Here is a 12,989-nt window from a genome sequence, read left to right on the forward strand (position 1 = left end):
CCCGGACGGGGAGCGCGGACCGGAGAGCCCTTACGCGTCCCTGCGCCGGAGGGACCACCAGCCCGCCAGCAGCGCCGCGCCCGTCCACAGCGCAGTCACCGCAAGGCCCGTGAGCGGGGCGAGGTCGCCCGGCGGGTCCACGTACAGGACCTGCTGGCCGGCCCGGTCGGGGAGGAGGTCGGCGACGGAGCCCGATGCCGGGCCGAGGACCATGGAGAGAACGAGGATGAACGGGATCAGAATGCTCAGGACGGCGACTCCGCTGCGCAGCACCGCCGTCAGACCGGCCGCGAGGAGCGCCATCAGTGTCAGGTAGACGGCCCCGCCCAGGACCGCGCGTATCGCGTCCCCGTCGCCGGGGCTCAGCGCCGCGTCACCCATGGCTGCGCTGCCCCCGAGGAACGAGGCGAGCGTGGTCAACAGGCCGAGCACCAGTGCCGGACCCGCCACGTTCGCGAGCTTCGCCGCGTAGAACAGGCCGCGGTTCGGGACCGCCGCGAGCGAGGCGCGGATGGCGCCGCCCTGGTACTCGGACGACATGGCCATCGTGCCGAAGGCGATCAGCGCGATCTGGCCGAGGTTGAGGCCGATGAAGACGGAGTAGAGGGCGTCGAAGTCGGCGTTGTCCGCCTCGTCCTCGCCGAAGGCCGCGTTGGCCGCGACGGCGAAGCCCACCGACAGGACGAAGCAGGCGAGGAGCGACCACGCGCTGCCGGGCAGAGTCCTCGTCTTGATCCACTCGGAGCGGAGTACGGCTGAGGTGGACATGGTCAGGCCTCCTGCGGGGTTCGTGCGGAGAATTCCGTGGCATCGGCGTCGGAGGTGAGGTCGAGATAGGCCTGCTCCAACGTGCCCTCCTCGGCCGCGAGTTCGAGAAGGGTGATGCCTTCCCCCGCGGCCAGGGGCCCGATGGCGTCGATCTCGACGTCGTCGATCAGCAGCCGCCCGCCGTCCGATTCGACCGGTGTGTGGCCGTGCCGCAGCAGTACGTCACGCAGGCGTGCCGGCTCAGTTGCGCGGACGCGGACACGCGGCTTGACGCGGGCCGCGATGAAGTCCTTCGTCGGTGTGTCCGCCAGCAGCCTGCCCCTGCCCAGGACGATCAGATGGTCGGCGAACGAGGCTGTCTCGCCCATCAGATGGCTGGAGACGAGCACGGTGCGGTCCTCCCGCGCGAGACCGCGCAGCAGCTCGCGCATCCAGATGATGCCCTCCGGGTCGAGGCCGTTCGACGGCTCGTCGAGGAGCAGCACCCGCGGGTCGCCGAGCAGGGCCGCGGCGATGCCCAGGCGCTGGCGCATGCCGAGCGAGAACGTCTTCACGCGGCGGGAGGCCACGCCGGCGATGCCCGTCTGTTCGAGGACCTCGTCCACCCGCCGGTCCGGAAGGCGATTGCTCGCGGCGAGCGCGAGGAGATGGGCGCGGGCGGTGCGGGACCCGTGCGGCGCCTGGGCGTCCAGCAGGGCCCCCACCTGCCGCAGCGGCTCCTTGAGCCCTGAGAAGGGCCGGCCACCGATCGTCGCCGTCCCCGAGCTCGGGCGGTCCAGGCCGAGCACGAGGCGCATGGTGGTGGACTTGCCCGCGCCGTTGGGGCCGAGGAACCCGGTGACCTGACCGGGGCGGACGGAGAAGGTGATCCGGTCGACCGCGCGGACCCGGCCGTAGACCTTGGTCAGGTCCTTCACTTCGATGGCTGTCATGGGGACCACGGTGCCGCCCGGAGCGGGCGGAGCACTTCCCCCGGCGAGGGGAGCGAGTTCCCCCACGTAGGGGAGGCTTTCCGCCCCGCGCCGCTGGGACCATGGACACCATGAAGCGTCTACCCCGGCTGGTGCGGCCCGCGATCCGTACGGCGACACGTACGGTCACCTACACCCGGTGGCTGCACCTGTTCGTCGGCGCGGTGGCCGCGCCGGTCGTGGGGCTGGTCTATCCGGGGCTGGACGGTTCCGGCGGAAGCCAGTGGCTGCTCCTCGTCACGCCCCTGCCGCTGCTCGCGATCGCCGCGCTCGTCCCCGGCACCCGGGTCGCCGAGACGATGCAGGTGCAACTGCTGGTCTTCCCGAGGCCGAGCGGGCCGCACGACAGACCGGACCTGGGCATATCCCGTACGCCCTCGGCCTCGTGGGGCGACCGGTGGCGCGTCTTCGTCTGGCTGACCTCGCGGCTGTGGCTCGGCTTCGGAGTCACCGCGATCACCATCAACGGACTCGCGCTGGCGCTGGGCATGCTCACGCCCTATCTCTGGACGCGGTTCGGATACGCGCCCCCGCTGCTGCCCGGGCGGTGGACGTGGTGGTTCACCCCGCTCGGTCTGGTGACGGTGCCCGCGTTGCTCGCCCTCACCTCGGGGGCCGGCGCGCTGATGGCCGCGCTCGCGCCCCGGCTGCTCGGTCCGTCCCCCGCCGAGCGCTTCGCGGAACTGGAGGAGCGCACCGAGCGGTTGCAGGAGCGTACGCGGCTCGCCCGCGAGCTGCACGACACCATCGGGCACGCGCTCACCATCGCCGTGGTGCAGGCGGGCGCGGCGCGCGCGGCCGGGACACCGGAGTTCACCGACCGGGCGCTGGCCGCCATCGAGTCCACCGGGCGCGAGGCGCTGAGCGAACTGGACCGGGTGCTCCGGCTGTTGCGCGAGGACGCCGACCCGGCGGGGCAGCGGCTCACGCTCGCCCATGCCGAACGGCTGCTGGAGTCCGCGCGCGGGGCCGGGGCCGCCGTGACCGCGGAGACGGAAGGGGACGTCGACGCCCTGCCCGCGCCGGTCTCACGCGAGGGGTACCGAATGCTCCAGGAGTGCCTCACCAATGTGCTGCGGCACGCGGGTTCGGTCCCGGTGACCGTGCGGATCGAGATACGCGACGGCCGGCTGGAGCTGGAGGTCCGCAACAAACTGTCCGCCGAGTCCCCGGACTTCCGCGACGGTGGCTCCGGGCTGCGCGGGCTCCGCGAACGGGCCCGGCTGCTCGGCGGCGTGGCCGAGTACGGGCCCGACGGAGGAGAGTGGCGGGTCCATGTCTCCCTGCCGCTACGGTGACCGGCATGCCGATCACCGTTCTCCTCGTCGACGACGACGCGCTCGTCCGGGCCGGTCTGCGCGCCATCCTCGAGACGCAGCCCGACATCGAGGTCGTCGGCGAGGCGGCGGACGGCGCCGCCGTCATTCCCCTGGTGCGGAAGCTGGCTCCGGATGTCGTCGCCATGGACGTACGGATGCCGCTGATGGACGGCATCGAGGCGACCCGGGCGGTGCTGCGGACCGTGGCCGACCCTCCGCGGATCCTCGTCATCACCACGTTCGAGGAGGACGAGTACGTCTACGAGGCGCTGCGCGCCGGGGCCGACGGGTTTCTGCTCAAGCGCGCCCGGCCCACCGAGATCGTGCACGCCGTGCGGATCGTCGCCGAGGGCGAGTCGCTGCTCTTTCCCCCGGCGCTGCGCTCACTCGCCGCCGCGCACGGCGACGAGTCCTCGCGACGCGCACTGGAGAGGGCAGCACTCACCGAACGCGAGGGCCAGGTGCTGCGCCTGCTCGCCCGCGGTCTGACGAACGCGGAGATCGCCGCGCGGCTGCATCTGGGCACGGAGACGGTGAAGACGCACGTCAGCGGGGTGCTTGCGAAGCTGGGTGCCCGCGACCGCGTCCAGGCCGTGATCGCCGCGTACGAGTCGGGCTTCATCACTCCGGGGGCCGACGAGTAGCCGGCGCCGGCGCGCCCACCCCGCCGGTCAGGGCTTGCGGGCGACTCCGGCGTAGCAGGCGGCTTCCGCGTCGGTGACGTTCTCGGACTGGTCCTCGGGGGCCGGGCGCCAGCGCTGGGTGGGGACGACACCGGGGTCGAGAAGCTCCCAGCCGTCGAAGAGCTTGGCGATGTCCGCGTGCGGGCGGGCCTGTCCGGGAGTCCCGGCGGCGCGGTAGGCACCGGTGAGACGGGCGATTCCCTCCGGGTCGAAGTCCGGGGTGACATGGGTGATGGTGAGCGTGCTTCCCGACGGGAGCGCCGCTTTGAGATGTTCGACGACGCCCTGGGCGCCGCCGTCGACACGATCGTCGGTGATGAAGTGCAGCAGGGCGTTGAGGCTCAGGGCGATCGGCCGGGTGAAGTCGAGGGTGGCCGATATCTCCGGTGCCGCCAGGAGCGCGGCCGGGTCGGTGGCATCGGCGTGGGCGTACGCGGTGTGGCCCTCGGCATGGCTGTGGAGCAGCGCCCGGGCGTGGGCGAGAACGATCGGGTCGTTGTCCGTGTAGACGACCCGGGCCGACGGTGTGACCTCCTGGGCGACCTCGTGGAGGTTGGGGGAGGTCGGGATGCCGGTGCCTATGTCGAAGAACTGGGTTATGCCCTGCTGGGCGAGGAACCGGGTGGAGCGCCGCATGAAACGCCGGTTGATCCGGGCGGTGGCCAGGATGGAGGGGAAGGCGGCGAGGGCCTTGCCGGCGGCTTCCCGGTCGGCGGGGAAGTTGGTGGTGCCGCCGAGGTAATAGTCGTACATACGGGCCGAATGCGCCTGATCCAGCTTCAGGTCCACCGTGCTGTCGTCCGCCATGCCACGCCCCCAGGGTTCCTCGTCGTCTGAACGGGCGCCGGGTGCGCGCCACTCGAACGCCCCCCTTCACCACCGCAGTTCACTTCCCACCGCCCGCCCGCGACAATCGCGGGAGCGGTGGCCCTTCCGTACGGACGTTCGGCGCCGTGTTCGAGCGAACAGAGAACGCACGGTCGAGACCACCACTCGAACGCTTGGGTAGTCATACTATTGCTGTCGGTGAAAATCTTTGGGGAGGGGCTGCACAAGAAAGCCCTTCCTCCGGTTGGCTGATCAATGAGACACCACGTCTTCACCGACGCCCTCCGCCCTGGAGCGGCGCGGTGCCCAGTCACGCAAGGACACTCGTGGAACTCGACATGGAGGATCCGGTGGTTCGGGGAACCGCGGCCCGGATCTTCCCCGGCGCCATACGGACCGGAACCCGCCCTCTCCCGGCCCCCGCGTTACGCGCCGGGGTGCACCACCCCTGCCATCGGCACTGCGCCCCCGGTGCGCCGTCGGGCGCTCGCTCGAGACGGGACGAGCCGGGCCCGGCAACCGAGAGCGGGGCGTAATGGCGTCTCCTTCCCCCAAGACACGCGGTGACGGACCGAGCGCCCGCGACGCCCGGGACGATCCGGACACCCGACAGGGAGTGCTGGGCCTGACCTTCGACGCCTTCCACGACTACCACCGCAAACTCTGGATGCGTTACGCCCACACCCAGGTCGGCGGCCGTCCCGCGGCCGAGACCGTCGTGGACGCGGCGTGCGCACGCCTGAAGAGCGACTGGAAGCACGTCCTGGCCCAGGAGTCCGTGCCCCGGTACGCGTGGTCGCTGCTGAAGGAGGAGATCCGGCGGTGGCTGGACGAACGCGGTCTCAAACCGCTCCTGGTGGGCACGGCCGCCTTCCACGCGGCCATCGGAAAACTCCTCCTGCACGAGCTGCGCGACGAGTTCGCCGTCCTGGAGGGTGAACTCGGCCTGTACGGGGCCATCGCCGGCCTCCCCGAGCGCCAGTACGACGTCGTCGTCCTACGATTCGTCCTGGGCATGGACGAGGAGCAGGTCGCGGAGTACCTGGGCATCGAACTCGCCACCGTACGCTCCCATGTACGGCACGCCCGCCGGCGCCTGGCACGCGAGCTCAACATGAACACCGGCCCGAGCGAGACGGAAGACTAGACGTGCGCACCAACGACCACGCTTCCATCGGCGACCTGCTGAACCAGGCGGAGGTCCTCGCCGAGGACTACGACGACTACGACACGGAAGCCGCCCGGCAGCGCGTCAGCACCCGGGCCGACCGCACGGATCCCGGCGACCGGGCCACCCCGCGGCCCCCCGTCGCCGCGCACGAGCAGGCCGCCCGGGATCTCGACCTCGCGGTCGCCCTCATCGTCGACACCCCCCAGGCGGCGGCGGCCCTGGAGCGGTTCGCCGACGACGACCGGCCCGACCCGGAGGGCGCGGTCGTCTTCGCCGCCCTGCTGCACCTGGCCCGCGCTCATGACGCGGCCCAGTTCTGGTGGCAGTTCGCCGCCGGCGGAGGCAACAGGACCGCGGCCTTCTGTCTCTCCCTCGCGCACGGGCGGCGCGCCGAATTCAGCGACGCGAGGCATTGGCGCGCGGAGGCCCGGCGGCTGAACGCCCCGGACGGCGCCACGCGCGCACCGGCCGCCCGTCCGCTGCTGCCGGAGAGCATCCGCCACCAACTCCTCACCCAGTGCCACTCCGGCAGCCGCCCGACCCTCCCGGCCCGGCTGGAAGCGGTCATCAACCGTCTCCCCGTCGACCCTGACCACGACTTCGGCACGATCCCCCGACCCGTCCCCACCCTGACCCGCGACCTCCCGCGGGGCCACCAGGCCCCTCCGAGCGCGGGGAGGCCCGGTCCGGACGCAGACGCCTGAACACCCCCGCCCTCCCGGTACACGCGCGGGCCCCGGCCACGGCACACGCCGCGACCGGAGCCCGTCGCCTCAAAACCCCTCGACCGCCGGGGAGTTACGCCCGCACCACCGTCTCCGCGCTGTTGTACCCCTCGATGCGCAGCGCCGGGCGCCCCGACTCCAGCGCCCGCGCGGGCCAGCTAAGGGTCACGGTCCGCGACTCACCGGGCAGCAGCCACAGGTAGTTGTCCCCGTACAGCGTGGGCAGCACCCGCCGGCCGTCCTTGGCGTCCAGCAGCGACAGCCGGAGCATCGACGCGACCGCCGCGCCCCGGTTGCGCACCGTCACCGTCATCGTGCGCTGCTCGCCCGACCGGGAGACATGGCCGAGGTCGGCCGTCACCTTGACCGGCCTGACCTTGTTCAGCGCCCGCATGTCCGCCGGTTCGCGGTAGCGCCAGTAGGTGTTCTCCGACAGCGGCCTGCCCCTGCCGTCCTCCAGGACGAGCCGCAGCAGATGCAGGTCCGGCAGGTCCTCCCCGAAAGCGGCCGTGAACGCGGAAGCGGTGCCCGACGCGGGGACGTCCACCGTCGTACGACGGGTCGAGCCGAGCTGCCGGCCGGACAGGTCGTACAGCCGGGCCGTCACCGTCACTCCCCTGAGCTCACGCCCGGTGTGATTGGCCGCGACGACGTCCCACTTCCGCGGATCCGCCTGGACATGAACGGCCTCGCACGCCTTGCGGGCGCCGTAGTACGTGCCGTTGACGTCGAAGTCGTAGTCGTACGTCTGCCACACCGTGCTGTGCCAGGCCGGGTGGGACATCCAGAGCATCAGACCGCTGGCGTCCTTCCACAGATTGGCGTTCCACGCCTCGAACATGGCGCGCGCGTTCTCGTAGTTGACGAACTGCGCCTTGCGCGTGAAGTCCTCCAGATTCCCGGCCGTGTCCAGCCGGGCCTCGATGGCGGCGCGGTAGTTCTGCGGGGCCTGGTTCCCCCGGGTGCTCCAGTCGTGGTAGTACCAGGCCTCGCCGATCGGCCACTCCGGCTCGTCGCCGACCAGGTTGCGCATGCTCTCCGCCGTGGGGACCACCGGCATGCCGATCTCGGTGTGGAAGCCGAAGTGGCCGCCGCCGTAGGTGGACTTGGAGAAGTAGCGGTCCGGCTCCACCCAGCCGTAGGGACCGCCGCCGGAGATGATGCCGCCAGCCGAGTTGTTCTGGTAGAAGATCCCGGGCGCCTCCGACATGACAGCCTCGCGCATGCCGTTGTCGATCGCCGCCGGCGGGTTGCCCTCGTTGGCCCCGCACCACAGGACGACGCTGGGGTGCGTGCGGTAGCGGCGTACGGTGTCGCGCGCCAGGCTGTTGAACGCGTCGTGGTCCGGCGGGTCCATGCCCCACGCGTTCGGGAAGTCGTTCCACACCAGGATCCCGTACTCGTCACAACTGGCGAAGAACTCCTCCCGGTCGCTGCTGCCGAGCCAGTTGCGGATCATGGTGAAGTTCATGTCCCGGTGCATCCGCACCGCCGTGTCCATCCGCTCGGCGGGCATCCGGCGCAGGAGTTCGTCCCAGCCCCAGTTGCCGCCCCGGCAGAAGACCCGTACACCGTTCACACTGATCTTCAGCGGTTCCGGGGTGTTGTCGACGGACTTCACATCCGTCCACGTCTCGCCGTCGTCCGAGATCTGGATGACATACGTCTTGGGGTACGCGGGCTCCCAGACGATGACCACCCGGTCGAAGGAGACGGACGCGCCGAGGTCCACCTGGATCCACTGGTTGTCCTCGTAGGCGGACGACCAGCGGGTGTCGGCCCTGCCGTCGGTGGCGTTGGCCGCCTTGCTGTCGCCGTCCTCGGTGGAGGCGGTGGCCTTCTTGCGCAGCGCCAGGTCGGTGCCCGGCTCCGCACTGTCGATCACCGACAGGGTCCAGAGCGAGTTGCCCCAACTGGTCGCCCGCTCACCGCCGTTGATCCGCACGTAGCGGGCCTCCCGGGCGCCCGTGTCGACGCTCTGGAGACTGGCGTTGGCGTTCTTGAACGGCAGCGGCACCGCCGAGTTGTCGACCGACTCCGCGTCCGTCCACGCCTCGCCGTCGTCGGAGACCTGGACGACGTACGTCTTCGCGTACGCCTGCTCCCACGTCAGGTCCACCCGGTCGAAGGAGACCGACGCGCCGAGGTCCACCTGGATCCAGTGGTCGTCCTCGAACGCGGAGGCCCAGCGCGTCGTCGCGTCTCCGTCGGTGACGTTGCCGGGCTCATGACCCGGCTCGTCCACCGACGAGGCGGTGGCCTTCTTGCGCAGCGCCAGGTCGGTGCCGGGCGCGGAGCTGTCGACCACCGAGAGCCCCCACAGCGAGGAGCCCCAGTCGGTCGCGCGCGTCAGACAGCGGACGCGTACGTACCGCGCCGTCCTGGCCCCCACCGGGACCGACTGCGTGTACGCGTCGGTCCCGCCGCCGAACGGCAGCGGAATCGCGTACTCGTATCCGAACTGCCTGATGCCGAAGCGGACGGAGCGCCGGTCGCTCTCCTTGCCGCCGACCGCGGCGACGAGCGTGAGGTCGTGCAGGGCGGCCTCGCCGTAACCGTTGGGCCACCACAGCTTCGGGTTGCGCACCCGCAGGCTCTTGTGGTCGGCCGGCGCGAAGACGACATCGGTGCTCCCGCCGCCCGGCACGGTCACGGTGCGGGAGACCCGTACGTCGCCGAAGGACGCGGTGACGGTCACGCGCTGCTCGGCGGTGTCGGCGTTGCGCACCGGTACGACGACGGTCACCTCGGCGGTGGAGGTGTCCGGCAGATCCGGCAGGGTGGTGTCGACGCGCGGGTCGCCGATGACGGCGTGGCCCGTGGAGCGCAGCCGGACGTGGTTCCAGATGCCGGAGACCCGGTCGCGTACGGCGGGCATCCAGTCCCAGCCCGAAGCGGCCAGATACGTGGGCGAGTTGCGGTTCATCATGTTGGCGCCGGCGTCCACGAAGGCCAGACCGGCCTCGCTCTTGTCACCGGGGCTGCCGGGGAAGGGCATGGGCGTGATCCGTACGGCCAGCGCCTGCTCGCCGTCGGCCGCCAGCAGGGGCGTCACGTCGTGGGAGGACCGGGCGAAGGGGTACGTCAGCCCGCCGACCCGCTCCCCGTTGAGCCAGATGTCCGCCTGGTGGTTCACCCCGTCGAACTCCAGCCAGACATGCCGCCCGGAGCCGGTGCGCAGACCGTGCGGCAGCCGGAAACCGCGCCGGTACCACCAGGAGTGGCGGGACAGCGCCTCCGGGATGTGCAGGTTGTTCATTCCCGAGACCGGGTCGGGCAGATGGCCCTGTTCCACCAGCGAGCCGAGGACCGTGCCGGGGACGGTCGCGGGCAGCCACCGGCTGGTGTCGACGGACGGACGGGACAGCTCGGCGCCCTCGGCGCCCGCCCAGTCGTCCATGGTCAGCGTCCAGCCGGACTCCAGCGGCACGGTGCCGTCGTCGGCGACCTTCAGCGCGGGGGCACGGTGGTCGTGGGTGCCCCAGTCGGTCCACCCGGTCGCGGCGGGGCGGTGGCCCTTGGCCGTGCCGTACACCTCGAAACCGCTGAGTCCCAGCGGGTTGGCGTTCGAGCGCTTCGTCACCGTCATCCGCACCCAGCGCGCGGTGGTGGCCTTGTCCAGCGTGATCCCGACGACTCCGCCGACGCCGTCGGTGGTGCGGTGGACCGTGGTCCACGTACGGCGGTCGCGGGAGGTCTCGATGGTGAAGGCGACCGCGCAACTGGAGAGGATCTCCTGCCCGGTCGTGTTGTCACGCGGGCTGCCGGTGGGCGAGGGCGTGAACACCGGGTCGTCCGCGGTGGCCTCGAAGGTGAGCCGGACACTGTCGACGGTGCACTCCGCCTGGAGATCGACGGAGATCCACTGCGGGTCGCCGGCGGCGGCGCGCCAGCCGCTGCCCTTCACACCGGGGGAGTTGAGCTTGTCGACCACGAACTCGGCGGGGTTGGGCGCGTAGTCGACCGACGACACCTGGACGGGGCGGTACGCGGCGAGTTCGCCCCGGCCCCGGGCGGCGTCGGCGGTGAGCGCCGGACCGGCGGCGTGACCCGTTCCGGGGAGCGCGACGCCGAGGCCGAAGCCGGCGAGCAGGGTCGAGCCGGTGGCGACAACTGCCCTGCGGGAGGGGTGAGATGACTGGTTCGGCATGAGTGACGTGATCCATTTCAGGCGAGCCCTCAAGAGCAAACGGCCTGCACAGACCGTCTGACAACGTTGCCATAGGCTGTAATCCGGCGCGGGTTCTGTCAAGAGCCCGGGCATTTCCCGTAGTCGTCCGGTGCCGCTGCCGGTGCCGGTGCCCTTGCCCTTGCCGGACGCGGTCCCGGCCGTGACCGCGACGGGGTGACCCGTCAGGTGGTGAGAGACCCAGGTCACACGCGGCCGTGTCACAGGGCGCCGGGCCGTCTCGTCTCAGGGGTGTAACCAGTGACAACGACTCCATGGAGGAGTACACGATGAACGCGCGACTGAACCTCTTCGCCAGCCCGACGGCCGGCAAGCTCGCCAAGACATTCATGTCGGTGGGCAGAGGGCTCAAGGCTTCGGCGCTGCCGCCCCTGACACAGGAACTGGTGGCGCTGCGCGTGAGCCAGATCAACGGCTGCGCCGTCTGTATCGACATGCACGTCAAGGAAGCCGTCGCCGCCGGCGAGACCTCCGTACGGCTCGGTCTGGTCGCGGCGTGGCGGGAGGCCGGCCCGGTGTTCACCGACGCCGAGCGGGCCGCGCTCGCGGTGGCGGAGGAGGGGACCCGGGTCGCGGACGCGGCCGAGGGCGTCAGCGACGCGACGTGGGGGTACGCCGCCAAGCACTACGACGAGGAGCAGCTCACCGCGCTGGTGATCCTGGTCTCCTTCATGAACACGGTGAACCGTCTCAACGTCATCACCCAGCAGCCGCTCGGCGACTACAAGGCGGGACAGCTCGACTGAACGGCAGGAGCTTCCACCGTCGGCCGGTAGGGGCGGTCAGTTGGGTCGGTCGGTGTGGTCGGTCAGTTGGATGGTGCGGTCGGTCGGATGGTTCGGTCGGTCGGGAGGACTTCGGAGGGAAGGAGCCGGCGTGAGCAAGGTCGAGGAGTTCGAGGAGCTGCGGCCACTGCTGTTCTCGATCGCCTACCGGATCCTCGGCAGCGTGAGCGAGGCCGAGGACGCGGTGCAGGAGACATGGCTGCGCTTCGACGGATCGGCTACCCGGCCCACGTCGGCCAGGGCTTTCCTGTCGGCCGTGGTCACCCGGATCTCGATCGATGTGCTGCGCTCCGCGCGCGTTAGGCGGGAGAGTTATGTGGGCCCGTGGTTCCCCGAACCGCTGCTGAGCGATCCGTACGAGGATCCGGCGCGGTCGGTGGAGCTGGCCGACTCGGTGTCGATGGCGGCGCTGCTGCTGTTGGAGCGGCTCACCCCGCTGGAGCGGGCGGTGTTCCTGATGCGGGAGGTGTTCGCCTTCGGGTTCGACGACATCGCGGAGGCGGTGGGGCGGTCGGAGGCGGCGTGCCGGCAACTGCTGGTGCGGGCACGGGCGCACATGGAGGCCGGGCGGCCCCGGTTCGAGGCGGACCGGCGTGAGCGGCAGCAGCTGGCGACCCGGTTCTTCGACGCGTTGAAGGACGGTGATGTGGACGGACTGCGGGACCTGCTCGCCACCGACGTGCGGCTGGTCGGGGACGGCGGTGGAAAGGCGCCGCAGCTGGCGAGGGCCCTCATGGGCGCGGACAAGGTGGCCCGGGTGATGGGCGGGTTCTTCCCCTGGCTGATCCGGATCGATGTGACGTTCGAGCCGCACGAGATCAACGGCCAGCCCGGCGCGATCTTCCGCGACCGCGACGGCAAGGTGATCCAGATCGTGGCCCTGGACGTGCTCGACGGGCGGGTCCAGACGATCCGCGTCGTCCTCAACCCCGACAAGCTCGGCCATGTCGGGCCGGTCGGTGACGCGTGGGCCGTCGACCGGGAATTGAAGCAGGCGCGTCGGCGCGGGTGAACCGGCTCCGGGAGCGGACCGGAGCCGGCTCGTTCACGGCCGCTGCGAGACCGGAGTCACTTCGGAACGGGACCGACGCGAACGCAACAGATCGAAAACGGAGTGCCCGCCTGTCAGGCACCACACCGCGATGACGGGATCGCATATCGCGCAACCGAAAGAAGAGTGCTCGGCAAAAGGAATGATGGGATTCCCCTTGAGATGGTGAAGGATGTCCCAACCGGTGTGCAGAAGCCATCCGATGCCGATGAATGTCCAGGAATCAAGGCCGCGGTAGGCGCAGTAGGTCACGGCGGTGGTGAAGACGAATTCCCAGCCTCCGAATCCACCTCCGCTGAGGTAGGCGGCTCCCGCGCCGGCCACCATGACGGCGTTGAACCGACGGCGGTGCGGTTCACGGATGAGAGACATGAGGCATACGTAGAGAACGCCGATGAAAATGGGCGCGACAACGAGCATGGGCTTCTTTCCGCTTTCTCGTACGGATACCGGTAGGCGCACCGGAGTTGTCGCTCAATCTGCCAGAAGGAAGGGGCGG

11 protein-coding genes are annotated in these 12,989 nt (G+C 70.8%); 6 read left to right on the forward strand and 5 right to left on the reverse strand.

The window, feature by feature from the left end; all coding sequences use genetic code 11:
* Nucleotides 1-30: 30 nt before the first annotated feature.
* Nucleotides 31-768 carry an ABC transporter permease gene (locus tag ACFWU9_RS24280; RefSeq protein WP_384321757.1) on the reverse strand — a complete coding sequence of 246 codons (738 nt, stop codon included), beginning with the start codon at nt 766-768 and terminating at the stop codon, nt 31-33.
* A 2-nt stretch (nt 769-770) separates the two neighbouring features.
* Entirely contained in the window at nt 771-1,700 is a 930-nt protein-coding gene (locus tag ACFWU9_RS24285) for an ABC transporter ATP-binding protein (RefSeq protein ID WP_384321758.1), read from the reverse strand.
* Between the two features lie 110 nt (nt 1,701-1,810).
* Here ACFWU9_RS24285 and ACFWU9_RS24290 point away from each other — a divergent pair, with 110 nt between their 5' ends.
* Both ACFWU9_RS24290 and ACFWU9_RS24295 read left to right on the forward strand, forming a co-directional pair.
* Complete coding sequence (locus ACFWU9_RS24290) at nt 1,811-3,037, forward strand: sensor histidine kinase (protein ID WP_384321760.1); 1,227 nt, start codon at nt 1,811-1,813, stop codon at nt 3,035-3,037.
* 5 nt (nt 3,038-3,042) lie between these two features.
* Nucleotides 3,043-3,702, forward strand: coding sequence for a response regulator (locus ACFWU9_RS24295; RefSeq protein ID WP_384321762.1), 660 nt, complete (start codon nt 3,043-3,045; stop codon nt 3,700-3,702).
* Nucleotides 3,703-3,729: 27 nt separating this feature from the next.
* On the opposite strand, the gene ACFWU9_RS24300 is transcribed toward ACFWU9_RS24295, so the two are convergent.
* Nucleotides 3,730-4,548 (reverse strand): SAM-dependent methyltransferase, encoded by an 819-nt coding sequence (locus ACFWU9_RS24300; RefSeq protein WP_384321764.1) that lies wholly within the window; start codon nt 4,546-4,548, stop codon nt 3,730-3,732.
* Between the two features lie 556 nt (nt 4,549-5,104).
* Between ACFWU9_RS24300 and ACFWU9_RS24305 the strand changes: the two genes are divergently transcribed.
* Both ACFWU9_RS24305 and ACFWU9_RS24310 read left to right on the forward strand, forming a co-directional pair.
* Entirely contained in the window at nt 5,105-5,716 is a 612-nt protein-coding gene (locus tag ACFWU9_RS24305) for a sigma-70 family RNA polymerase sigma factor (protein ID WP_384321766.1), read from the forward strand.
* Between the two features lie 2 nt (nt 5,717-5,718).
* A complete protein-coding gene (locus tag ACFWU9_RS24310; RefSeq protein ID WP_384321768.1) occupies nt 5,719-6,444 on the forward strand; it encodes a hypothetical protein in 726 nt (241 codons plus the stop codon).
* A gap of 94 nt (nt 6,445-6,538) precedes the next feature.
* Here ACFWU9_RS24310 and ACFWU9_RS24315 read toward each other — a convergent pair whose 3' ends face one another.
* Nucleotides 6,539-10,615 carry a discoidin domain-containing protein gene (locus ACFWU9_RS24315; RefSeq protein ID WP_384321770.1) on the reverse strand — a complete coding sequence of 1,359 codons (4,077 nt, stop codon included), beginning with the start codon at nt 10,613-10,615 and terminating at the stop codon, nt 6,539-6,541.
* 308 nt (nt 10,616-10,923) lie between these two features.
* Between ACFWU9_RS24315 and ACFWU9_RS24320 the strand changes: the two genes are divergently transcribed.
* Together ACFWU9_RS24320 and ACFWU9_RS24325 are read left to right on the forward strand one after the other, a co-directional pair.
* Nucleotides 10,924-11,400 carry a carboxymuconolactone decarboxylase family protein gene (locus ACFWU9_RS24320; RefSeq protein ID WP_384321772.1) on the forward strand — a complete coding sequence of 159 codons (477 nt, stop codon included), beginning with the start codon at nt 10,924-10,926 and terminating at the stop codon, nt 11,398-11,400.
* 130 nt (nt 11,401-11,530) lie between these two features.
* Nucleotides 11,531-12,451 (forward strand): RNA polymerase sigma-70 factor, encoded by a 921-nt coding sequence (locus ACFWU9_RS24325; RefSeq protein WP_384321774.1) that lies wholly within the window; start codon nt 11,531-11,533, stop codon nt 12,449-12,451.
* A 33-nt stretch (nt 12,452-12,484) separates the two neighbouring features.
* Here ACFWU9_RS24325 and ACFWU9_RS24330 read toward each other — a convergent pair whose 3' ends face one another.
* Nucleotides 12,485-12,910 carry a DUF6010 family protein gene (locus ACFWU9_RS24330; RefSeq protein ID WP_384321777.1) on the reverse strand — a complete coding sequence of 142 codons (426 nt, stop codon included), beginning with the start codon at nt 12,908-12,910 and terminating at the stop codon, nt 12,485-12,487.
* Nucleotides 12,911-12,989 lie beyond the last annotated feature (79 nt).

The organism is Streptomyces sp. NPDC058653 (assembly GCF_042716895.1).
GTDB lineage: Bacteria > Actinomycetota > Actinomycetes > Streptomycetales > Streptomycetaceae > Streptomyces.